At 34.2% G+C, this 24668-nt stretch carries 21 protein-coding genes; 15 read left to right on the top strand and 6 right to left on the bottom strand.

Annotated elements, in window-relative coordinates; translation table 11 throughout:
• The first annotated feature begins 125 nt into the window (after window positions 1–125).
• Window positions 126–1028, top strand: a complete 903-nt coding sequence (locus ACFO7M_RS14685; protein WP_379736480.1) for a metalloprotease — start codon at window positions 126–128, stop codon at window positions 1026–1028.
• A gap of 49 nt (window positions 1029–1077) precedes the next feature.
• Here ACFO7M_RS14685 and ACFO7M_RS14680 read toward each other — a convergent pair whose 3' ends face one another.
• Window positions 1078–1686: a hypothetical protein gene (locus tag ACFO7M_RS14680; protein WP_379736478.1), complete on the bottom strand. Its 609-nt coding sequence runs from the start codon at window positions 1684–1686 to the stop codon at window positions 1078–1080.
• Window positions 1687–1888: 202 nt separating this feature from the next.
• Here ACFO7M_RS14680 and dnaK point away from each other — a divergent pair, with 202 nt between their 5' ends.
• Window positions 1889–3778, top strand: coding sequence for a molecular chaperone DnaK (gene dnaK / locus ACFO7M_RS14675; RefSeq protein WP_379736477.1), 1890 nt, complete (start codon window positions 1889–1891; stop codon window positions 3776–3778).
• A 106-nt stretch (window positions 3779–3884) separates the two neighbouring features.
• Window positions 3885–4406 (top strand): hypothetical protein, encoded by a 522-nt coding sequence (locus tag ACFO7M_RS14670; RefSeq protein ID WP_379712509.1) that lies wholly within the window; start codon window positions 3885–3887, stop codon window positions 4404–4406.
• A gap of 33 nt (window positions 4407–4439) precedes the next feature.
• On the opposite strand, the gene ACFO7M_RS14665 is transcribed toward ACFO7M_RS14670, so the two are convergent.
• Both ACFO7M_RS14665 and ACFO7M_RS14660 read right to left on the bottom strand, forming a co-directional pair.
• Window positions 4440–4823 carry a RidA family protein gene (locus tag ACFO7M_RS14665; RefSeq protein ID WP_379712511.1) on the bottom strand — a complete coding sequence of 128 codons (384 nt, stop codon included), beginning with the start codon at window positions 4821–4823 and terminating at the stop codon, window positions 4440–4442.
• A gap of 34 nt (window positions 4824–4857) precedes the next feature.
• The gene (locus tag ACFO7M_RS14660) at window positions 4858–7575 is read right to left on the bottom strand and encodes a putative LPS assembly protein LptD (RefSeq protein ID WP_379736475.1); all 2718 of its coding nucleotides are present in this window, start codon (window positions 7573–7575) and stop codon (window positions 4858–4860) included.
• A gap of 81 nt (window positions 7576–7656) precedes the next feature.
• Between ACFO7M_RS14660 and ACFO7M_RS14655 the strand changes: the two genes are divergently transcribed.
• The 9 genes from ACFO7M_RS14655 to bshA all read left to right on the top strand — a co-directional run bounded on the left by ACFO7M_RS14655 (window position 7657) and on the right by bshA (window position 18150).
• Window positions 7657–8844: an N-acetylmuramoyl-L-alanine amidase family protein gene (locus tag ACFO7M_RS14655; protein ID WP_417384829.1), complete on the top strand. Its 1188-nt coding sequence runs from the start codon at window positions 7657–7659 to the stop codon at window positions 8842–8844.
• 43 nt (window positions 8845–8887) lie between these two features.
• Window positions 8888–9838, top strand: a complete 951-nt coding sequence (locus ACFO7M_RS14650) for an MlaD family protein (RefSeq protein WP_379736471.1) — start codon at window positions 8888–8890, stop codon at window positions 9836–9838.
• A gap of 37 nt (window positions 9839–9875) precedes the next feature.
• Entirely contained in the window at window positions 9876–11216 is a 1341-nt protein-coding gene (locus ACFO7M_RS14645; protein ID WP_379712519.1) for a 4Fe-4S dicluster domain-containing protein, read from the top strand.
• Entirely contained in the window at window positions 11216–11665 is a 450-nt protein-coding gene (locus ACFO7M_RS14640) for a phosphoheptose isomerase (protein ID WP_379712521.1), read from the top strand. Before ACFO7M_RS14645 ends, ACFO7M_RS14640 begins: the two co-directional genes overlap by 1 nt.
• A 28-nt stretch (window positions 11666–11693) precedes the next feature.
• Window positions 11694–12485, top strand: coding sequence for a (Fe-S)-binding protein (locus ACFO7M_RS14635; RefSeq protein ID WP_379712523.1), 792 nt, complete (start codon window positions 11694–11696; stop codon window positions 12483–12485).
• A 196-nt stretch (window positions 12486–12681) separates the two neighbouring features.
• Window positions 12682–13296: a hypothetical protein gene (locus ACFO7M_RS14630; protein ID WP_379712525.1), complete on the top strand. Its 615-nt coding sequence runs from the start codon at window positions 12682–12684 to the stop codon at window positions 13294–13296.
• A gap of 151 nt (window positions 13297–13447) precedes the next feature.
• Window positions 13448–13930, top strand: coding sequence for an ABC transporter ATPase (locus tag ACFO7M_RS14625; protein WP_379736469.1), 483 nt, complete (start codon window positions 13448–13450; stop codon window positions 13928–13930).
• Window positions 13931–13939: 9 nt separating this feature from the next.
• Window positions 13940–16942 carry a glycoside hydrolase family 3 N-terminal domain-containing protein gene (locus ACFO7M_RS14620; protein ID WP_379736467.1) on the top strand — a complete coding sequence of 1001 codons (3003 nt, stop codon included), beginning with the start codon at window positions 13940–13942 and terminating at the stop codon, window positions 16940–16942.
• 59 nt (window positions 16943–17001) lie between these two features.
• On the top strand, window positions 17002–18150 hold the full coding sequence (bshA, locus tag ACFO7M_RS14615) for an N-acetyl-alpha-D-glucosaminyl L-malate synthase BshA (protein ID WP_379712531.1): 1149 nt from the start codon (window positions 17002–17004) through the stop codon (window positions 18148–18150).
• Between the two features lie 15 nt (window positions 18151–18165).
• Here the strand turns inward: bshA and ACFO7M_RS14610 are convergent, their stop codons facing one another.
• Window positions 18166–18666: a hypothetical protein gene (locus tag ACFO7M_RS14610; protein ID WP_379712533.1), complete on the bottom strand. Its 501-nt coding sequence runs from the start codon at window positions 18664–18666 to the stop codon at window positions 18166–18168.
• A 286-nt stretch (window positions 18667–18952) separates the two neighbouring features.
• Between ACFO7M_RS14610 and aroC the strand changes: the two genes are divergently transcribed.
• A complete protein-coding gene (gene aroC, locus ACFO7M_RS14605; RefSeq protein WP_379712535.1) occupies window positions 18953–20020 on the top strand; it encodes a chorismate synthase in 1068 nt (355 codons plus the stop codon).
• The gene (locus ACFO7M_RS14600) at window positions 20020–21282 is read left to right on the top strand and encodes a dicarboxylate/amino acid:cation symporter (RefSeq protein ID WP_379712537.1); all 1263 of its coding nucleotides are present in this window, start codon (window positions 20020–20022) and stop codon (window positions 21280–21282) included. Before aroC ends, ACFO7M_RS14600 begins: the two co-directional genes overlap by 1 nt.
• 47 nt (window positions 21283–21329) lie before the next feature.
• Here ACFO7M_RS14600 and ACFO7M_RS14595 read toward each other — a convergent pair whose 3' ends face one another.
• Window positions 21330–21743, bottom strand: a complete 414-nt coding sequence (locus ACFO7M_RS14595; RefSeq protein ID WP_379712539.1) for a thiol-disulfide oxidoreductase DCC family protein — start codon at window positions 21741–21743, stop codon at window positions 21330–21332.
• A gap of 1 nt (window position 21744) precedes the next feature.
• A complete protein-coding gene (locus ACFO7M_RS14590) occupies window positions 21745–23913 on the bottom strand; it encodes an endonuclease MutS2 (protein ID WP_379736465.1) in 2169 nt (722 codons plus the stop codon).
• Window positions 23914–23988: 75 nt separating this feature from the next.
• Between ACFO7M_RS14590 and ACFO7M_RS14585 the strand changes: the two genes are divergently transcribed.
• Complete coding sequence (locus ACFO7M_RS14585; RefSeq protein WP_379736464.1) at window positions 23989–24657, top strand: uracil-DNA glycosylase; 669 nt, start codon at window positions 23989–23991, stop codon at window positions 24655–24657.
• The last annotated feature ends 11 nt before the right edge of the window (window positions 24658–24668 follow it).

Raw genomic sequence — 24668 nt, 5'->3', positions numbered from 1 at the left:
AAGTGTTTGATAAAACCGACGAAATACAACGTTGTGATTTTTTCAAGAGCGTAAGTGTTTTTTTGTTAAATTTCTTTTGGTGAAGTTTATATATTTGCCCTCAATAAACTAAAAACCAATAAATTATGAAAACCAACCAAAAAACTTTATTGTTTTTAAGTGCTGCGGCACTAACTACGTTTTTCGCTTGTACGAAGGACGATTCGGCTCAAGGAGAGCAATCTTCAGTAGTTATTGAACAACCAAAAGGAATTGAAAACGAATGTAGTTATGTTGATGCTTATTGGCCATCATCTGCAGTTTTATCAACTACATTATCTGCGGGGGCAGGAACTTCTTCTGATGTAACTTTGATGGTAAATCAGAATACTGCAATTAAAAATTTCTGGAGAGGAACTTCAGTAGCTGCGCCTACTTTCCGATTTGTTCAAAATGGAACAAACTGGAGTTCAACGTACAATGCAATTTCATATAGTACTGGAAAAATTTACTACGGTGAAGGAATTTTCAGAGATGCTAAATCTAAAGATGCATCGAACTTAATTAATGTGATGATTTTAGCACACGAGTACGGTCATCAATTGCAATATGCTTTTGGATTACCATCAAAAAAAGAAAGCACAGCAAGACCTAATGAATTAGAGGCAGATGGTATGGCTGGATACTATTTAAGAAGAGGTTACGGTAAAACAACTTTCGCATCTATTGCAACAGGTTATGAATTTGCATTTTCAATTGGAGATTACCAGACAACTAGTTCAGGACACCACGGAACTCCTCCACAACGTCGTTCAGCTGTACGTTTAGGATTCTTATTGGCAGATCCTGCAAACGCAAAATTAACAGCTTCTCAGTTTGATTATAATTTCTTCTACTACTATAATGGAGTATTGAATGGAACTTATAGATTGGCAAAACCATCTAATATTTCTGAAGAAACTCACAACTATATCATGTTACACATGGATGAGTTAAGAAGAATTCAATCAGGCCAAATGTCTGATAATGAGTATTTCAACCTTCAATAAGTTGAATTCATTTCTTTGAATTGTAAAAGCCGTCCTTTGGACGGCTTTTTTATTTGAAATAATATTTTTTTAACTGTTCGATTTCTTCGATAAACGAATCAAATTTTTCGTTAGCAACTGAGTGGGTTATTTTCTTATTTTCTATATCAATTTCTCTCATTGAATCTTCAATTAAAATAATCATTTCTCTTACTACATTAGTCTTTTTTCTTCCTAATTGATAACCAGTTATTCCATTCTCATCAAAGGAAATATGTATGGGTTTTGTTTTTTTATTAGAAACAATATAATAATTGAAAAAATTGTACTCGTTTTTTTTGTCAAGTGTCTGGTATACTGATACAATTTCTATAATCTGTTTTATATTTGAGGACTTATTAATTGCTTCACAAATACGTATAGTATGATTTTGTCTTTGAATTGTTTTTAGATTGTATTTTTTTAAATCGATTTGACAAATTGTTTTGAGGTATTGAAGATTTTGTTTTACTTTTTCATCACTCACCATTTCATCATTTATCATATAATGAACTCCATGCTCTAAACTATCGAGTTTGCTTAGTTCTATAGATAAAAAGTTGTCTAAAGTGAACAAGTTTTGTTGAGAATGAACCGATAGAAAACAGTTCGTGAATAGTATAAGAATGATTTTTTTCATGACAGTTTTAATGTATGCCAAAGTTATGATTAATTATTAACGTCTGAAATTGTCATTTTGTCATATTGATTTTGACATATACTGCCAATTTTGATAAAATAAAGACTTGGCACAATCCTTGTCATTTTGCAATCCGTGTGAAGAACACTGCTCACTCGTAGAGGAGTAATCAAAATGAATTAAAGTAAAGGAGAATTATATTATGAGTAAAATTATCGGAATCGATTTAGGTACGACAAACTCTTGTGTTTCGGTTATGGAAGGTGGAGAGCCAGTAGTAATCGCTAATGCAGAAGGTAAAAGAACTACACCATCCGTTATCGCGTTTGTCGAAGGTGGTGAAATTAAAGTAGGTGACCCGGCGAAACGTCAGGCGGTAACAAACCCTACGAAGACTATTGCTTCAATTAAACGTTTCATGGGTAACAAATACACTGAAAGCGCTAAAGAAGCATCAACTGTGGCTTACAAAGTAGTTAAAGGTGATAATGACACACCACGTGTTGATATCGACGGAAGATTATACACTCCACAGGAATTATCAGCTATGACACTTCAAAAAATGAAGAAAACTGCTGAAGATTATTTAGGACACTCAGTAACAGAAGCGGTTATCACTGTTCCTGCTTACTTCAACGATGCACAACGTCAAGCTACTAAAGAAGCGGGTGAAATTGCTGGTCTTAAAGTTATGCGTATCATCAATGAGCCTACTGCAGCGGCATTGGCTTATGGATTAGATAAAGCAGCACATGACAAGAAAATTGCTGTTTACGATTTAGGTGGTGGTACTTTCGATATTTCAATCCTTGAATTGGGTGACGGTGTATTCGAAGTATTGTCTACAAACGGAGATACTCACTTAGGTGGTGATGATTTTGACCAAGTAATCATTGATTGGTTGGCTGATGATTTCAAAGCTGCTGAAGGTGTAGACTTACGTCAGGATCCAATGGCATTACAACGCTTGAAGGAAGCAGCAGAAAAAGCTAAAATTGAACTTTCAGCGTCCGCACAAACAGAAATTAATTTGCCATACGTTACAGCTACAGCATCAGGACCAAAGCACTTGGTACAAACTTTAACTCGTGCTAAATTTGAACAATTAGCAGATACTTTGGTAAAACGTTCTATGGAACCGGTTGCTAAAGCATTAAAAGATGCAGGTTTATCAACTTCTGAAATTGATGAAGTAATTTTAGTTGGAGGTTCTACACGTATCCCGGTAATTCAGGAGCAAGTAGAAAAATTCTTTGGTAAAAAACCATCAAAAGGTGTAAACCCAGATGAAGTAGTAGCTATTGGTGCTGCAATTCAAGGTGGAGTTTTAACAGGTGATGTGAAAGATGTATTGTTATTAGACGTTACACCACTTTCATTAGGTATCGAAACTATGGGAAGTGTAATGACGAAATTAATTGAGTCGAATACAACTATTCCAACAAAAAAATCGCAAGTTTTCTCAACAGCTGTTGATAATCAACCATCAGTAGAAATTCACGTATTACAAGGTGAACGTCCAATGGCAGGTGACAATAAAACAATTGGTCGTTTCCACTTAGACGGTATTCCGCCAGCACCAAGAGGAGTTCCTCAAATCGAAGTAATTTTCGATATCGATGCTAACGGTATTATTCATGTAACTGCAGTTGATAAAGGTACAGGTAAATCTCACGATATTCGTATCGAAGCGTCTTCAGGATTGACACCGGAAGAAATCGAGAAAATGAAAAAAGAAGCGGAATTGAATGCTGAGGCAGATAAATTAGCTAAAGAAAAAGCGGATAAATTAAACGAAGCTGACGGAATGATTTTCCAAACTGAAAAACAATTGAAAGAGTTTGGAGATAAATTATCAGAAGGTAATAAATCTGCGATCGAAGCTGCTTTGAATGAATTGAAAGCTGCTTACGAAACCAAAGAAATTTCAGCGATCACTCCAGCTTTAGATAAAATAAATGAAGCTTGGAAAAATGCTTCAGAGGAAATGTATAAAGCACAAGCGGAAGGTCAAGGACAACCTCAAGGTGAGCCACAAGCTCAAAATGAAGGTGATAATGTTCAAGATGTAGAGTTTGAGGAAGTAAAATAATTAAGCATCAAAACTTAAATGTTATTATAAAACCGGGATTTTTCCCGGTTTTTTTATTAAGAAAAATAGGTTATTTTTGCGACTCCAAATCAATATTTTTATTTAAATGAAAAAAACTTTTTTTTTAGCAGCTGTAGCTTCCCTTTTTCTTGGATGCTCAGGCGGATCAGATGACACTAATCACGGTACCATCTCAATGAAATTTAATGGCGAACAAATCAGTGCAAGAGTGACTTCAGCTACCTTAACGTATATTGATGGTGCAGGCAAAAGGTTTGACATCTCAGCAGAAAACAATTCCAATACATTTCAAATTGCTATTGCAAGTACTTCTATGAATGAGGAATTTAATACTAATGAGTATACAGATGAGAACGCAAATCTAGATGACAATCAGGGATTATTTTATACTTCTTATAAAGTCGGTGGAAATACGTATGGAGAACACATGCCATCTGATGTGTCAATTTATAAAACACAGCAAGATATTAACAATAATGTGATTTCGGGAACCTTTACATCTGTATTGGAGAAAGTAGGAGAATTACAAGATCAAGTCAATACTCCTGATGAAATTGTAATTACTGAAGGAAAATTTAATAATATCAAATACGATGTTATTCAATAATAAAAAAAGCCATTCTGAGGAATGGCTTTTTTTTTATTTTACTGCAATCATGGAGATTTCAATGTTTACATTTTTAGGTAATGTAGCAACCTGGACAGTTTCGCGTGCTGGTGCATTTGATTCATCAAAATACTTTCCGTAAACCGCATTGATTCTGGCAAAATCCCCCATGTTCATGATGAAAATCGTGGTTTTGATTACATGATCAAAAGTCATATCCGCAGCTTCTAAAACCGCCTTCAAATTTTGCATTACTTGTTCGGTTTCTACTTCAATATTGTCTAAAACCAATTCACCATTGGCAGGATTAATGGCAACTTGGCCGGAAGTGTATAAGGTGTTTCCGCTCAAAATCGCCTGACTATATGGACCGATTGGAGCTGGAGCCTTTTCGGTAAAAATTACTTTTTTGCTCATTACTTTTTAATTTTATTTAAGATAGATGTATGTTTTAGTTAAGTGTTCTATCGGGTACACTGCGTTTGTCCCACTTAATATCGCTTAATACGGAAGAACTTATTCCGATGAAGAAATACCATGAAGCTCTGTCACCAAATGGATTCCAATTAAAATCCATTCTCCAGCTCAATAAATCTCTTTGAAATCTTAATTGAGTATAAGTAACTCCTTTTTGTACAAAATCATATCCGGATGAAGCTCCAGCCTTCCATTTTGGGGTAATGTCTACATCTCCGGATAACATTAATGAACTTTGTGTGATTTTGTTTTCTCTTTTGGTGTTGGAATAGGTAAGTGAGTAAGCAAGTCGTAAATCCCAAGGTAATTTTGCATTGTAAAAACCATCGAACTTTTCTTCCTTATCATCATCGTCGAACTGGCTGTTTCTGCGATCACTAAAATCGGTTGTAGTTCCGAATAAATTATCTTCTCGACCTCCATTTCTTAAACCTCTATTATTAAAAGAATTGTCATCTTTTGATTTTTGATTTCTATTGGTAAGCGAATAATTTAAATTGAAATACGCTCTTGTCATTCGGAATAAGCTTCCACCATTGTCAATGTTGAACATTTCCATTAATTCTCCATTCGAATTGATGGCATAAGGATTAAATGAAGCGCCAAAATTCATGTTCATTTTATTTTCAAATAAATCGATTCCACTTTTTACATTCAAATCGGACCATTTGTTTTTTAAAGCGTTCATGTTATAGCTAACATCAAAATTTAAATTTTTAAGTAAGTATATTTTTTTAGGCTCAACTTTTGTGGAGTCTTTATCTCTTACCTTAGCTTCGAACGTATTGTTTAATGAGAAATTGACGATATTACTCATACTATTTGAAGGTCCGCCAAAAATTCCTTTTTCGAATTTGTTGTAACGCGCTATATTACCAGCAGCATCAATAATATAATTATCATAATACCTATCAAATGAAGGAGTGTAACTATAACTAAGAGATGGACTCAATGTATGTCTAATGGCTTGAATTTTATTTTTTTCATTGAATTTGAAAGTTCCATAAATCGTAGTTCCTAATCCTGTTGAAAAATTATAAGTTCTAAAAGCAGCAAATCCATTTTTCTCAACATCTTCAACAGAATTTTCGGTGGTATTGAACCTTTTCTCAATAGTTTTCATGTACCATGTTTCCAGATAATTTGAAGTTGCTGAAACATTAATGTATTTGAAAAGCTTAAAATTGGTTGTTAAAGGAATAGTATGTTGCAAACCATTTTGAGCATTTCTAAACATCTCAGGTTTGAAAAATAAAGAATCAACTGTAGAAATTCTGTTTTCACCACGTACACTATAGTTAAGACTAAGATTTTTTATGATTCCCTTTTTAGTTTGGTTTTTTCCTGCGAAAGGGAAAAAACGATCAACGTTAGCCTGAAATGTTGGCAAAGTCATGTTGATTACGCCTGTGTTTGTATTTTGTGAATGTGTGGCCGTTAAGGAAAGGTTTACTTGTGGAATAACATTAAACGTTTTGGAATAAGAAACAGAAGAGCTTAACGTATTATTCAAAAAGTTAGCATTATTCACTTGATTGAAAGAGCTTTGATAATATTTTTGACTTCCTAAATTTACTGAAGCTGAAAATCTCGAATTAGGTGTGGCTTTTGAATCTGGAGCATGGCTCCATTGAATATTGTAAAGGTTCGTTTTTGCATATCCAGGTAATCCTCTTTCACCTGTGATTTGATTTTCATATCTGAAATTGAAATTTCCTCTGAAACGATATCTTTTGGCATAACTGCTCTCAGCTCGGAAAGCGTAACTACCGTTTGTATAGTAATCACCTAAAAGGGCTAAATCAATTTTGTCACTTATCGCGAAGTAATAACCACCGTTTTGTAGAAAATAACCTTGTTGATTCGTTTGACCAAAAGTGGGAAGTATAATACCTGATGTACTTTCGTTCGTCATCGGAAAGAAAGCAAAAGGAACCCCAATTGGCGTTGGTACATCCGCAATAACTAAATTGGTTAAACCTGCTACGACTTTTTTTCCTGGTACTAATTTGATTTTTCGAGCAAGAAAGTAATATTCCGGATCGTCTAAGTTTTTAGAAGTAGTAAAACGGGCATTTTTGATAAAATATACAGAATCATTTTCTCTTTTAGTAATTTCACCTTTAACTCTGAATTCACCTTGATCAGTTCTAGAGTTCCAAATTAAAGCTTTCTTGGTTTTAAAATTGAATCGAATAGAATCGGGTTCTACAATATTTTGCCCTTGCTTGAATACAGGATATTGAGTAGGACCACCAGCCGAGTCTTTAATTTTACCGGCATAAACTTCATCTTTTTCATAATCAATAACGATGATACCCGACTTCAGTTCAATGTCTTTATAATATACTTCAGCTTCGTCAAAAAGTGTGATTTGCTTCTTTTTTTGATTAATTTTTGCGTACTTCTTGGATTTGTATTTTATTTTTCCATCCAATAAAGGTTTCTTTTTTCTGACAGAATCACTTTTAATTGTGTCTTTACTGCTAACAACATTCTTTAAACCAATATTTAGGCTATCTTTCTGTTTATCAGTAGATATTGAATTGTTTTTTTTAGGTAACTCTTGAGAATAAGTTTTTGAAACACCAAGAGTTAATAAAATTGGTAATAAAACGATATGAAATAAGTTTGTACGCAAAGCTATAAATGCTATTTTTGTAAAAATATGGCTTAATTTTTGAAGTGACAAACTTACATCTATTTTTAAAAATAATTAAGCATTTAATAAAATTATAACCTTTGGGTCTATATAAAAGATATTGATATGAAAATGACAGTAATTAAAAAGGCTTTATCGATTGTATCGCTAATTTTAGTTTCATCCGCTTTTGCACAAACCAATACAAAATTTAAAGTAACGCTTGATGCAGGACATGGTGATCATGATTTTGGAGCAGTTTACCACGGATTTGTTGAAAAAAATATTGCATTAGGAGTTGTGCTTAAACTTGGAAAAATTTTGGAACAAGATCCGTCTATTCAAGTAAATTATACTCGTAAGTCGGATGTGTTTGTAGATTTAGTGGAAAGAGCAAATATTGCCAATAGAGCTGACGCCAATTTATTTGTTTCCATTCACTGTAATGCCAACAAAAACACGGAGGCTTATGGCACAGAAACGTATGTAATGGGACTTTCGAAAAGTGCTTCAAGTTTAGAAGTTGCGAAAAAAGAGAATGCCGTAATTACTTTAGAGGATAACTATAAACAAAAGTATGCAGGATATAACCCGAATTCACCAGAATCTTTAATTAGTGCAACAATAATTCAGGAAGAATATCTTGATCAAAGTATTGAATTTGCACACCGTGTTCAAGATAATTTTGATGTGAAGTTGAACAGAAAAGTGCGCGGTGTTAAACAAGCTCCTTTCATGGTACTGCATAAAGCATTCATGCCGAGAGTTTTGATTGAAATGGGATTTATTTCAAATAAAGATGAAGGTGCTTATTTAAATTCGGAAGAAGGTCAAACAAATGTTGCAAAATCTATCGCAGATGCTATTTTTAGAATGAAAGTAGATCATTTTGGAGGAACTGTGCCAGTATTGGATATTCAGAAATCGGAAAGACCGGTTAAAAAGGATTCGATCAAAAAAGTGGTTGAAAACAAACCGGCAAAAGAAACTCTAGTAGTAAAGGAAACAACCAAAGAAGCAATCAAAGCGGTAGAAAATAAAACTTTGGCAATAAATAAAAACAAACCTGTTTATAAAATTCAGATTAAAGCAAGTAAAAATTTAATTGAATTGAAATCAGAAAATTTTAATGGTTTGGACAATATTTCGATGCTATTAGAAGGTGATTATTACAAATATTTGTATGGAGAAACTAATGACTATGAAGCTTCTAAAAAACTTTTGGCAGTTGCTAAAACAAAGGGATATGATTCTGCATTTATAGTTCCTTTTAAAAACGGAATTAAAATTTCATTGAACGAAGCAGTAAAGAATAAGTAATTGAAAGCTTTAAATTATTAATTTTGCTTAAAACAAGACGATTTTGAAATTAACAAGAGAAATTAAAACCGCAATACTAGTTATTGCGTCACTTTTATTATTTATTTGGGGATACAGCTTTTTAAAAGGAAGCAATCTGTTTAATAATCATAAAAAGTTATTTGTAGAATATGATAATGTTGAAGGTTTGGCACCTGCGGCTCCTGTAACCATAAGTGGTAAAGTTATTGGTAAGGTTAATACCATAACACTAAACCCTAATGGAAAGCTTTTGGTCGAAATGCAAATCAACGAAGAGAGTTTTCCAATTTCAAAATCCAGCATAGCTCAAATTTATGAGCCGGGATTTATCGGAGGTAAACAAATTGCAATTATTCCTAATTTTGAAGATAAAACTTTAGCGGTATCTGGTGATAAACTCTCTGCAGATATAAAGCAAGGACTTACAGCTTCTTTAGGTAATAAACTAGCGCCAACGCAACAAAAAATTGACGGATTGGTAACCAACGCTGATAAATTAATGATTAATGTTAATAGTGTTTTGGATGAGCAAACCAAAGCGAATATCAAAGCTAGTATTAATCAGCTTAGTAAAACATTGACAGAATTAAACAAAGCCACTGCTCAAGTTAATGCGTTGATGACTGAAAATAATCAAAAAATCAGCAATACTTTAACCAATGCTGAAAAAGCATCTGGAAGTATGGCTAAGATTACTTCTGATCTTGAAAAAGCAAAGCTTTCAGAAACAGTGAATAATCTGGAAGCTACTTTAGGAAATGTCAATAAAATGTTGACAGATATGCAATCGGGCAAAGGAACTATGGGGAAATTAATGAAAGATGATGCACTTTATACTAATTTATCCAAAACATCAAAAGAATTGGAGTTATTACTACAAGATGTACGTCTACACCCAACACGCTATGTGAACGTTTCAGTTTTTGGAAAAAAAGAGAAACCTTATAAAGCGCCGGAAGAACAACCTAAATAAGAAGTAAACAGACCAAAACATAACCAAATAAACCAATATGAATTATTTAAGTAGTATCGTATTTTTAATCATTCTTGCTGTAGGAGGAGGTTTCTTTGCTAAAAATGTAAAGAAAATCATCCGCAATATTAAATTAGGAAAACAAGTAAATCGCTCCGATAATTCTTCCGAAAGATGGAAGAATATGGCGCTAGTGGCACTTGGTCAAAAGAAAATGTTTACACGCCCAGTTCCGGCTTTGTTGCATTTTGCATTGTATGCTGCTTTTATGATTACTCAAATTGAATTACTTGAAATTTTAGTTGATGGGGTTTTTGGAACACATCGTTTTTTCAAACCTGCTTTAGGAGGGTTTTATACATTCTTGATTAGTTTTATTGAAGTTTTGTCTTTATTGGCTTTGATTGCAACTGTTGCCTTCTTGTCTAGAAGAAATTTATTGAAATTACCACGTTTAAATAAATCAGAATTATTAGGTTGGCCGATGAAAGACGCGAATTTGATTCTGATCATGGAAATTGTATTAGTTTGCTGTATTTTCACGATGAATGGAACTGATGAAGTGCTTTACAATATGGGGAAATCGCATTTTGAAGGACAAGGCTCTTTTAATTTTGCAGTTTCTCAACATTTAGGACCAGTTTTATTCGGCTCATTAAGTGAAGGAACTTTACACCTGTTAGAAAGAGTAGGATGGTGGGGGCACTTTATGATGGTAATGGCTTTCCTTAATTATTTATATTATTCGAAGCATTTGCATATTATTTTAGCTTTCCCAAATACTTACTTTGCCGATTTGAATCCACTGGGGAAATTTGATAATCTGGAAAGTGTAACAAACGAAGTGAAATTAATGCTAGATCCTAATGCTGATCCTTTTGCTGCAGCTCCAGTAGATGCTGATGCAGTTCCAAGTAAATTTGGTGCTTCGGATGTTCAGGATTTAAACTGGGTACAACTGTTAAATGCCTATACTTGTACAGAATGTGGGCGTTGTACTTCATCATGTCCTGCAAATCAAACTGGAAAAAAATTGTCTCCACGTAAAATTATGATGGATACTCGTGACCGTATGGTGGAAGTAGGGGATAATATGGATAAAAATAAAGGTGTCTTTATCCCTGATGGAAAATCTTTGTTGAACGATTATATCACTCAGGAAGAGCTTTGGGCTTGTACATCATGTAATGCATGTGTGGAAGAATGTCCTGTAAATATCAGCCCGCTTTCCATTATTATGGATATGCGTCGTTACTTAGTAATGGAACAAAGTGCGGCTCCAATGTCATTAAACGCAATGATGACGAATATTGAAAACAATAGTGCACCTTGGCAGTACAGCCAAATGGATAGATTAAACTGGAAAGACGAGCAATAATGAATACACAAGATTTAGATAAGAATTTACTTGCAGCGTCTGAGGATGGTCATGCAATCAGTCCCATCTTGCCTGAAGGAATTAAAAATTATTTAATTGATATTGATGGAACTATCTGTGACGATATTCCCAATGAAGAACCGGAAAGAATGTTGACAGCTGCGGTATATCCGGATGCTTTGGCTACTTTGAATAAATGGTATGATGAAGGACATATTATCTTCTTCTTCACTTCAAGAACAGAAGCGCATAGAGAATATACGGAAATTTGGTTGAAACAACACGGTTTTAAATACCATGGTATGATTATGGGTAAACCACGAGGTGGAAATTACCATTGGATTGACAATCATTTGGTAAAAGCAACCCGATACAGAGGGAAATTTACCGATTTAATCGAAAAACAAGTAACCATCGAAGTCTTTGACGACGAAAACGAGAATAGTTAAACCTAACCAAAGATTAAACATAAATTGTATGTCAGAAAATTTAATAGTGCCTACAATGGCCGAAATGTTAGCTCAGGGAAAACAGCCGGAAGTTTTATTTTGGGTAGGTTGTGCAGGTAGTTTTGATGATAGAGCTAAAAAAATCACTAAAGCATTTGTTCGTATATTGAATAGAGCAAATGTTGAATTTGCAGTATTGGGTACTGAAGAAGGTTGTACTGGTGATCCTGCAAAAAGAGCAGGTAATGAGTTTTTGTTTCAAATGCAGGCTTTCATGAATATTGAAGTACTTAATGCTTATGAAGCTAAAAAAATTGTAACAGCTTGTCCCCATTGTTTTAATACGTTAAAAAATGAATACCCTGAATTGGGTGGAAAGTATGAAGTGGTTCATCATACGGAATTTTTAAAAGAATTATTAGACGCTGGACGCTTAACTATTGAAGGTGGTCAGTTTAAAGGAAAAAAAATAACATTCCATGATCCTTGTTATTTAGGACGTGCCAATAAAGTGTATGAAGCACCACGCGATTTAATTGAAAAATTAGATGCCGAATTGGTAGAAATGAAACGTTCTAAAGCAAACGGTTTGTGCTGCGGAGCCGGTGGAGCGCAAATGTTTAAAGAACCAGAAAACGGTGATAAAGACATCAACGTAGAAAGAACTGAAGATGCACTGGAAACTAAAGCTGAAATTATTGCAGCAGGTTGTCCATTCTGTAATACGATGTTAACAGACGGAACTAAAGCCAAGCATCGTGAACACGATGTCAAAGTACTTGATGTTGCCGAATTGATTGCAAACGCACAAGATTTGTAAAATTTTTACTATTTATAGTTTACAATGCCAGAAGCACATTCTGGCATTTTTGTTTTTTACTTAATTTTCGTCGGTTTAATTTGTTTTTTGTCGATTTAATTGTTTTTTAACAAATTTTACGGTTTTTCATCGGGTAATTTATGAAGTTTGCTATTAAGGATGTAATTTTGAGTAACACAAATTTAAACAAAGGGTTATGAAAAAAAATTACTCATCGAAAATAGCATGCGTGGTATTCGTGCTTTTTTCACAAATGAGCTTTTTCGCTCAAGTTGGGATCGGAACTTCAACACCTTTATCGACACTTCATGTGGAAGGTACTATGAGAGTTTCAAACACTAGCAACACAACATCGACAACCAAGTTAACTGGTACTTGCAGCCAGGGAATTTTGGCTGATGTGAAAATTGGTAAGGGTCTTGCATTGTCATCCAATGAGTTGACTTCTAGTGTGAATACTGCTTTTTATGGAGTAGCTTCAGTTCCAATTATTACACCAGTATCCAATTATACTTTTGATAACCTGAATTTAAATCTTACTGGTGTAAATAGTGACGTGGTTATTTTTAGATTCACCGGAGCTACAGCTAACTTCAGTATTGCAGGAATTGCAGGAGGCTCAACAGGAAGACATGTAATTTTATACAATTCTTCTCCGGTAAATATGAAAATTGATCATTTATTGTCATCAACACCAGCAAATTCAATTGATACTATAGGTACATCAACCTCTACTTCTGGTATTGGTACTGTAGAAATGGTATACGATGGCTCCATTCAAAAATGGATTGTAATAGCAATCAGAGACTAGGTTTTTTTTATATTATTTTCTTTTTAGTTTGTTTATAGGTAGATAAACCATTGCGTCCCCAGCTCAATGGTTTATTTTTTTATGCTAAAAAATATTTAAGATTACTACATTATAATTCTAAAAGGCTATTTTTGTAATTTAGTTGGAAATTATGCTAGTAAACTTTGATACTTTACCCCTAGAATCCCGAATTTGGATTTACCAATCGAATAGAAAATTTACAGACGATGAAGTAGTTGAAATCGATGCTGCTTTACAAGATTTCGTGTCCAATTGGTCGGCACACGGAACGAGCCTTGAAGCTTCTTATGTTATTAAATACAATCGATTTATTATTTTCGCCGTAAACCAGGAAGTACAAGCTGCAACAGGTTGTTCTATTGATAGCTCTGTTCGGTTTATTCAAAATTTAGAGAGCAAATACGAAGTAGATTTATTGGATAAAATGAATGTTACTTTTAAAAATGGTGAATTCATTGCTCACAAAACTTTATTAGAATTTAAGAAAATGGCCAAAGACAAAGCGGTTTCTGGTTCTACCATTGTTTTCAATAATCTAATCAATACCATTCAAGAATTTAACGAATCATGGGAAATTCCAGCTGAAGACAGTTGGCATAGTCGTTTCTTTTAAAATATCATAATGAAAAATACCGGTTTTAAGTTACTTCTGATTTTTGCAATCACTTTTTTTGCTGTCAATTGTTCAGTCAATAAAAAAAGTGGTTTTAAAACTGTAACACCCGTTTCCGAAAATACAATTGTTCAAGAATTTAAAGATCCTTCTTTGGAAGGATTTAACTTGTTTGAAGATACTCCTAGTGAAAAAAAATGGGTAGATAGCATTTACAATTCATTGTCTTTTGATGAAAAATTAGGACAACTCTTTATGGTTGCGGCCTATTCAAATAAGGATACTGTTCATTTTAATGCTATTGATAAACTCGTTAAAAAATATAAAATTGGTGGATTGATTTTCTTTCAAGGTGGTCCGGGACGTCAAGCGAAGTTAACGAATCGTTTTCAAGCTTCTTCGAAAGTCCCTTTGTTTATTGGTAATGATGCGGAGTGGGGTTTAAGTATGCGCTTAGATTCGACCTACAAGTATCCATGGAATATGACTTTGGGTGCTGTTCAGGATATGAAATTGATAGAAGATTTAGGCGGTCAAATGGCCAAAGAAGCCAAACGAATGGGGATTCAATTTAATTTTGCACCAGTTTTGGATATCAATACCAATCCGAATAATCCAATTATTGGTAACCGTTCCTTTGGTGAAAATAAAGAAGAAGTTACGAAAAGAGCGGTTGCTCTAATGAAAGGTATTCAAAATCAAGGCGTTTTTGCGACAGGTAAACATTTTCCGGGTCATGGTGATACAGAAACTGATTCGCATCATACTTTACCAATGGTTAATTTTACTGAAGAACGAATCAATGAAGTGGAACTGTATCCCTATAAAAAAATGTTTCATTTGGGTTTGGCTTCTGTAATGGTTGCGCATTTAAATGTGCCTAGTTTGGAACCAAGAGAAAATTACCCAACATCGATTTCTTACCATGTTGTCAATGATATTTTAAAAGACCAATTGAAATTTAAAGGGCTGATTTTTACCGATGCCTTAAATATGAAGGGTGCAAGTAACTTTAAAAAACCAGGAGAAATTGATTTGGCTGCGTTTCAGGCAGGTAATGATATTATGCTTTTCGCAGAAGATGTTCCAACAGCGATACAAAAATTCACCCAAGCCTATAATGATACTTTAATTACTGACGAACGTATCGAGCATTCCGTTAAAAAGATATTAAAATTCAAATACAAAGCGGGGTTAAATCATTACAAACCGATTGATTTGACCAATATTGCTAAGGATATTAATACGCCTTACAGTAACGGACTTTTGTATAAATTGTATGAAAATGCAGTAACGGTAGTAAAAAACGAACATCACACTTTACCACTGACTAATTTAGCCAAAACTAAGATTGCATATATTAAATTGGGTGATGATTCCGGTAATAAATTTTTGACCACAATCAAAAAATATACTGAAGTAACAGAAGTAGCTCATCAAAATATAGATAGTTTGAACCTTGAGTTGAAAGGCTATGATAAGGTTATCATTGGCTTTCACGTTTCGGACAAAACATGGTGGAAAAAGCATGAATTTTCTGCAAAAGAAATTGAATTAATAGATAAAATTGCTCAGAATCATCATGTAATTTTAAATGTATTTTCAAAACCCTACGCTTTAATGCCTTTGAAAAACATGGACCACATAGAAAGTATTGTGGTTTCCTATCAAAATGGTGAAGTGGCACAGGAAGTTTCTGCTGAGATTTTATTCGGTGCTTTAGGTTCCAAAGGAAAACTCCCGGTTTCTATAAATGATGAGTATAAGGTTGGCCACGGATTGGAAACTCAAAAACTGAATGTTTTAGGTTTTACAAATCCTGAAACAGTGGGTATGAATTCGGAAAAATTGAAGGAAATCGATAAAATCGTTAATCAAGCAATTGTAGATAAAATTGCTCCGGGTGCTCAAGTTTTAGTTGCTAGAAAAGGAAAAGTTATTTATCAAAAGTCTTTTGGATATCATACTTATGGAAAAGATATTAAAGTAAAAAATTCTGATATCTATGATATTGCATCTCTTTCTAAAATTATCGGAACACTCCCAAATGTAATGTTGGATTATGATGATAAAAAAATCACCATGAATACTACTTTGGGTGAAATGGTAAAAAAAGCAAGAGGAACAGATAAAGACTCTATTGTGTTTAAAGATTTATTAACACATTATGCACGTCTTCAAGCCTGGGAACCCTTTTATAAAGCAACTATCGATTCGATTACAAAACAACCTTTAAAAAAATACTATCGTAATACAGCATCTAAAGGTTTCGAAATTCAAGTGTCGGAAAATTTATTTCTCTCTAATTCCTACAAGGATTCCATTGTTGCCAAAATCATGAAAAGTAAATTACTTCCAAAAAAGGAGTACAAATACAGTGATTTTACATTTATCTTGCTGAAAGAATACCTAGAAACGCATCATAACAAATCTTTAGATCAATTGGCTCAGGAAAATTTCTTTTCAAAATTAGGAATGTCGAGTACAACTTACAATCCGTTGCAAAAGTTTGACATGGATGTTATTCCGCCAACTGAAAAAGATACTTATTTTAGACATGACGTGGTCCAAGGATATGTACATGATATGGCAGCTGCTATGCAAGGCGGTGTTGCTGGACATGCTGGATTATTCTCAAACAGTATAGATATTGCTAAAATGATGCAGCTTTTCTTGCAAAAAGGAAATTATGGAGGTGTTCATTATTTTTCTGAACAAACCTTTGATGACTTTAATACATGCCATTTTTGCGTAGAAGGGAATAGGAGAGGCATTGGCTTTGATAAACCACAACTGAAAGGTGATGCACCTACTTGCGGCTGTGCCTCACTTTCAAGTTTCGGTCATACTGGTTTTACAGGTGGAATTGCTTGGGCCGATCCAGAGAAAGAAATTATTTATGTCTTTTTGTCGAATAGAACTTACCCAGATAGTAATGCTGTAAATAAGCTTTCCAAAGAAAATATCCGCGAAAAAATACAACAAATAATCTACGATGCGATTCTAAATTAATACGTTAATTTTAACCAAAAATTAAGTACGAGTTTTTTTTTATTGCCTAAATTCGTAACATGAAAATTGCAATAGTTTGTTACCCAACTTTTGGAGGTAGTGGAGTTGTAGCTACTGAATTAGGCTTAGAATTAGCCCGTCGTGGACATGAAATTCACTTCATTACTTACCGACAACCAGTGCGTTTGGCATTGTTAAATCCGAATGTACATTACCACGAAGTAAACGTTCCTGAATACCCTTTGTTTCATTATCAGCCGTATGAATTGGCTTTGTCCAGTAAATTGGTTGATATGGTGAAGTTATATAAAATCGACTTACTTCATGTGCATTATGCTATTCCGCATGCCTATGCCGGTTATATGGCAAAACAAATGCTGAAAGATGAAGGAATTAGAATACCTATGGTAACTACACTTCACGGAACAGATATAACCTTGGTAGGAAATCATCCATTCTATAAGCCAGCAGTAACTTTTAGTATCAATAAGTCGGATGTGGTAACATCGGTTTCACAAAGTTTGAAAGACGATACAGTTCGTTTGTTTGATTTGAAAAATGAAATTGTAGTAATTCCGAACTTTATCGAAATCGACGAAACCATAAAAGAAAATGTTACATGTAAACGTTCTGTTATGGCGAAATCCGAGGAACGCATTATTACGCACATTAGTAATTTTAGAAAAGTTAAAAATATTCCAGATGTAGTCAAGGTTTTTTATAAAATTCAACAAAAAATTCCAGCTAAATTGATGATGGTTGGTGACGGTCCAGAAAAAAGAGTGGCAGAAGAATTATGTGAAAAATTAGGTATTCAAGATAAAGTAATCTTTTTTGGTAACAGTAATGAAATCAATCAGATTTTAAGTTATTCCGATTTATTTTTGTTGCCTTCCGAAACCGAAAGTTTTGGTTTAGCAGCGTTGGAAGCCATGGCATGTAGTGTTCCTGTTGTTTCGAGTAATACGGGTGGACTTCCTGAAGTAAATATTAATGGAATTTCGGGATATTTAAGTAATGTAGGTGATGTTGAAGATATGGCAGTAAATGCTTTGAAAATACTTACTGATGATGCCATTCTAGCTCAATTTAAAACCAATGCTTTGGAAACTGCGAAACAATTTCAAATTGATAAAATTGTTCCAAAATACGAGGAGGTCTATCATCAGGCACTCAATTCAATAAAAAGTAAAAAGCCTTCTTTTTAGAAGGCTTTTTAATTATTAGAAACGGTATCTGATACCTAAAGCGATATCTGGACCGAAATCATCTTCTAATTTATCACCAAAATAAAATTCAGGTCTAAAGTCTAATGATAATTGGATAGGCACATCAAAATTGTATTCAATTCCGATATCTCCAGCTGCAAAAAGAACAGCTTCACTGTTGCCTTCATATCTATTCCCTCCAATGTAGTAATCATCAGTACTCCATGTACCTATACCAGCCCCAACTCCAGCGTACCAGTTGAAACCTCCATCAATGTTCCAAACCCATTGGTACAAACCTGCTAATTTCAAAGCGTCTACATGATTGCTGGTTCTCCATCCTAAATCAAATTCTAAACGGTTTTTCTTAGATAATCCTCTTTGATATGAAATTTCCCCACCAAATCCGTCATTATCACCCAAACGTAAACCTAAAGCGTTTTTGGAAATGTCTTGTGCTTGTGCACTAAATGCTAAACCTAATAACATAAAGGCAGATAAAAATAATTTTCTCATGATTTTTTTTGTTTAGTTTTCATTAACGAAAGTAAATTTACAAATATTGTTCCCGAATCAAAATTTTATACCGTAAAAAGCAACTGTTTTTATGATATTTAGAGAAAATAAATGCAATTACATATATTTCATGTTGATAATCAAAGGTATAGCATTTTACAGGGATGGTTTTACAAAATTTTAGAGATTTGTTATATTTTTAGAATGTTACAAATTGGTTAAGTTTTCCAACTTTAAACTTTAAAAGATTGATTAGAAATCTTATTTTTGTTTTCAAACAAATAAAATGGCTGGAAATTCATTCGGGACTATATTCAAGATAACCACTTTTGGCGAATCTCACGGGGAAGCTTTGGGTGGAATTATCGATGGTTGTCCTCCGGGTATCGACTTGGACTTTACTGCAATTCAAACAGAAATGCAAAGACGTAAACCAGGTCAGTCAACTATCGTTACACAACGTAAAGAAGAAGACGAAGTACAATTTTTATCAGGAATCTTTGAAGGAAAAACTACCGGTACTCCAATCGGTTTCATTGTTCCCAATACCAATCAGAAATCAGACGATTATTCCCATATTAAAGATACCTATCGCCCCAGTCATGCCGATTATGTCTACGAACAAAAATACGGAATTCGCGATTACCGTGGTGGTGGACGTAGTTCTGCACGTGAAACGGCCAGTAGAGTAGTAGCTGGAGCTATTGCCAAACAGGTAATTCCGAATATAAAAATAACAGCTTTTGTTTCCTCCGTGGGTGAGATTTTTATCGACAAACCGTATCAGGATTTAGATTTTTCAAATATTGAAGCGAATCCGGTGCGTTGTCCTGATTTAGCAGCTGCCGATAAAATGGAGCAATATATTAAGGAGATCAAAAAACAAGGTGATACTGTTGGCGGAACCGTTACGTGTGTCATTCAAAATGTGCCGATTGGATTGGGTGAGCCGGTTTTTGATAAACTGCATGCCGAATTGGGAAAGGCAATGCTTTCCATTAATGCTGTAAAAGGTTTTGAATACGGTGGTGGTTTTTGTAGTGCCAAAATGAAAGGTAGCGATCATAATGATTCTTTTAATGAAGACGGAACCACTAAAACTAACCTTTCAGGTGGAATTCAAGGCGGGATCAGCAATGGAATGGATATTTACTTCCGGGTGGCTTTTAAACCGGTTGCAACACTTTTGCAAAAGCAGGAAGTCTTAAACAATAAAGGAGAACTGATAGAACAACAAGGAAAAGGAAGACACGATCCTTGTGTTGTGCCCAGAGCAGTGCCTATCGTGGAAGCAATGGCAGCTATGGTTATGACCGATTTTTACTTACTAAACAAAATTTACCAAACAAAATAATGAATCATAAAGCCAATTTACCGGAAAAGAAAAAAAACATTTTTTCGAATTTAACTGTACAAATTTTAGTAGCAATGCTTTTGGGAGCAGTGTTAGGAATATTTGTTCATAATAATTATCTGCCAGAAACAGCAAAAGAATTTAGTGGGTATATTAAAATGCTTGCGACAATATTTATTCGTTTGGTACAAATGATTATTGCTCCGCTAGTATTTACCACTTTGGTTGTGGGTATTGCCAAATTGGGTGACATCAAATCTGTGGGGCGAATCGGTGGTAAAGCATTGGGATGGTTTTTTACCGCTTCGTTTATTTCATTATTGATAGGAATGTTCTGGGTTAATCTTTTAGAACCAGGAACTGGATTGAATTTATCGGATGTTGATTTATCAGCCGCTTCAGAAGTGACTGAAAAAACTCAGCATTTTTCTGCTCAGAATTTTGTGGAGCATATTATCCCCAAAAGTGTGGTTGAGGCAATGGCGACTAATGAGATATTACAAATTGTAATTTTCTCTATTTTCTTCGGATTGGCAGCTGCATCTATAGGAGATCACTCTAAATCGGTTATTAATGCATTGGATAAAACTTCACATATCATTTTAAAAATGGTAAACTATGTGATGAAATTTGCTCCTATTGGTGTTTTCGGAGCGATTGCCGGGGTTTTTGCTATTCGTGATTTGGAAGAATTACTGTTTACATATGCCAAATATTTTGGTTCATTCTTGGTAGGAATATCTTCACTTTGGATCGTTTTGCTTTTAATTGGGTTTTTGTTTTTGAAAAACAGAATGATGGTGTTATTGAAGCATATAATTAGTCCATTATTTATTGCATTTGGTACTACAAGCAGTGAAGCGGTTTTTCCTAAATTAACTGAGGAATTAGAACGTTTCGGAGTAAAAGACAAAATTGTATCGTTCATGTTACCTTTAGGTTATTCGTTTAATCTAGACGGAAGTATGATGTACATGACTTTTGCCAGTATTTTTATTGCGCAAGCCTACGGAATTCCTTTAGATCTTGGAACGCAAATGACGATGCTTTTGGTGTTAATGCTAACCAGTAAAGGAATTGCCGGTGTACCAAGAGCGAGTTTGGTTGTGGTTGCTGCAACCTGTGGAATGTTCGATATTCCGGTGGAAGGAATCGCATTAATTTTACCTATTGACCACTTCTGTGATATGTTCAGAAGTGCAACAAATGTTTTAGGAAATGCTTTAGCGACTTCAGTTGTAGGTAAATGGGAAAAAGAATAATGACCAGATATACAAAATAAAAAAGCGACCAATTGGTCGCTTTTTTGTTATAAAAATTTAGCCTTTAATTCGGGTGTGGGATTCATACAAGATTCTTTTTTACCATACCACTTGTATCTGTTTTTAGCAATATAATCATATACAATATCACTGATTTTGGAAGGGAAATACTTGAATATTGAAAGTAAACTGACAAATCCACCAAGTGTACCAGCTATTCTAATCGCTGCAGCCGATTTGTAATAATAAGCTCTTCCGGGTTCATACAATACAATACTATCTATATTTCTCTGGGAAATACCTAAATGTTTGATTATTTTTTGTCCAAGTTCAGATTGTAATGCTACAAATCGGTACAAATCATTTTTGTCATGTTTGATAACATATTGAACGGAGGTATTGCACAAATTGCATACACCATCAAAAAGAATTATTTTTTTATCTTGTGGTATTCCTTCCATATTACTTAGGCTGTATATATTCCAATTGGTCTAAACTTACTTTTGAAGTAAAGATACCATAATTCACTGTAGCTTTATTTTTTTCAATTGTATCAATCGTACCGATTGATTTCCCATCAATCATACGCACTCGATCGCCAACCTTAAGTATTACTTTAGGTTTATTTTCTTCTTCAATTTTAGCTTTTAGTTTCTTCTCTTTCTTTTCCTTGCGAATTTCTTCAACTTTAACTTGAACTTCTTCGATGACTTTTTTAACAATGACTTCTTTCTCTTTCTTCTCTTTTACAGTCAATTTTTTTCGCTTCGAATTTTCAATTTCAACCATTTTTAAAAATTCACCGATTAATTCTTTCTTATTTTTATTATTGAAATATTTCTCGGAGATATCATCGATTTTCTGACCCATATAGACCAAACGCTGATTAGCATCAAACAATTCTTGGTAGCGTTCTAACTTGTCTTGGATTTTAGCATTGATGTTTTCCATCTTTTTGCTTTCTTCTCTAGCCTTGGTTTCTTCTTCTTTTAAATTTTGAGAAGTTTTTTCCAATTTAGAACGTTCCTTTTGAAGATTGGCAATGGTTTTGTCAAAACGTACTTTACCACCTTCAATTTTCTTTTTGGCTCTGTTGATTAAACCATAAGGTATTCCATTCTTTTGCGCTACCTCAAAAGTAAAGGAACTTCCAGCCTGACCAAGAACTAATTTGTACATAGGTTCCAATGATTTTTCGTCGAAAAGCATATTCGCATTCGTTGCAAAGGGCAATTCGTTTGCCAGCATTTTCAGGTTGGAATAGTGTGTTGTAATAATCCCGAAAGCTTCACGATGATAAAACTCTTCAAGAAAAACTTCTGCTAAAGCACCACCCAATTCGGGATCGGATCCAGTACCAAATTCATCAATTAAAAACAACGTTTTATCATTGCACTTCTTGAGAAAGTAGTTCATGTTTTTCAATCGGTAACTATATGTACTTAGATGATTTTCAATGGATTGGTTGTCGCCAATATCTGTCATGATCCGATCAAACAAACAGGTTTCACTTCGTTCATGTACAGGAATTAACATACCCGACTGAAGCATTAATTGCAATAATCCAACCGTTTTCATAGATATGGTTTTTCCACCAGCATTCGGTCCGGAAATCACTACAATTCTGTTCTCAGGATTAAAATCAAAGGTTTGTGGATAGGTAATTTCCTTTTTGATTTTATTGGTCAAATACAAAATAGGATGGTACGCCTCTCGGAAATATATTTTGCGTTCTTCCGTGATAGTTGGCAATAATCCATTTATTTTTCTGGCGTATTTTGCCTTCGCGGAAATCACATCAATATCGCTTAAAAACTCTTGATATTGAATCAATAGGGATAAAAACGGACGAATTGAATTGGTCAAATTCTTTAGAATTTTGATGATTTCTTCACGTTCTTCGTATTCTAAATTAGCCAATTCTCTTGAGTAGCGTAATGTTGCTTCGGGTTCGATGTAGGCAATGCTTCCGGTTTTAGAACTTCCTAAAATAGAACCTTTCACTTTTCTTCTGTACATTGCTAAAACGGCAAGAACGCGTCGGTTTTCTACGACGGTTTCTCTGATTTCATCCAAATAGCCTAAAGAATTATATTGACTCAAAGCCAATCCGAAACTTTGATTTACTTTGCCGCGAATCGCATTCATATTACGACGAATTTCCAGTAAATCAGGAGTCGCATCGTCTTTGATTTCGCCATATTTATCGAGAACTGCATCGATACATTTAGTAATATCTTTTGTGATTTCTATCGCACTTGATTTCAAATGTAAAGCAGGATAATAATCCTGAAATTTCTTTAAAAACTGCAATAAAAGATTCGTGTTTTCAGATATGGAGTGGATTTTTCGAAAACTTGCCAATTCTAAAAAACTATCTTCAATGGCTAAGAATTTAATTTCATTTGTAATGGGTTCAAAACCGTGATTAGGTAAAGCGTTATTGTTGTCAAACGAAGCTCTATATTCTGAGGTTTGTAAAAGAGATTGCATTAACTCCTCTTTGTCTCTTATGGGGGCAATATGCTGTGCTTTTTCATTCCCGATATCGGTGATGCAAAGTTCTGCAATGGTTTCCAGAACAGTTTGAAATTGTAAGTCTTGTAGGGTTTTAGTATGTATTGAAATCATTTTTTAACAGAAAGTGATAAAGTAAGCAAAGTTACAAAGATTCAAAGTAATATATTTGCTTAAAATTCACAGAAAATGCAGATTAATGTACACTCTTCTTGGTACTCTTTTTTCGAAACCGAAATGCAGAAAACTTATTTTAAAGAATTGATGTTAGAGGTTGATGCAGAATACCAGAATACTATTTGTTTTCCGCCGAAAGCATTGATTTTTAATGCATTTAACCAGTTTGAATTAGAGGATTTGAAAGTAGTAATAATTGGACAAGATCCTTATCATGGAGTAGGAGAGGCAAACGGTTTGTGTTTTTCTGTCAATGATGGAGTGGCAATTCCGCCGTCATTGAAAAATATTTTTACAGAAATCAATAGTGAATATGATCGCGTTTTTTTTCCTACATCGGGTAATTTGGAACATTGGGCAAAGCAAGGTGTTTTGTTGTTGAATGCTTCATTGACTGTTCGCAAAGATATGGCTAATAGTCACAAACATTTGAAATGGAATGTATTCACTGACAGTGTCATTCACTACCTTTCCGATACTACTAAAAATGTTGTGTTTTTACTTTGGGGAAGTTTTGCTCAAAAAAAAGGCTCCAAAATTGATCGTGAAAAGCATTTGGTTTTGGAGAGCGGCCATCCTTCACCACTGAGTGCGAATCGGGGTTTTTGGTTTGGGAATGATCATTTTAAACAAACCAATTTTTATTTGGAAGAAAAAGGGAAAATCGGGATTGAGTGGTAATGCTTTAGTGA

Source organism: Flavobacterium sp. GCM10023249, from assembly GCF_042653365.1.
GTDB lineage: Bacteria > Bacteroidota > Bacteroidia > Flavobacteriales > Flavobacteriaceae > Flavobacterium.
The sequence above is the reverse complement of the archived record's forward strand: the minus strand, read 5'-3'. Positions and strand labels throughout refer to the sequence as shown.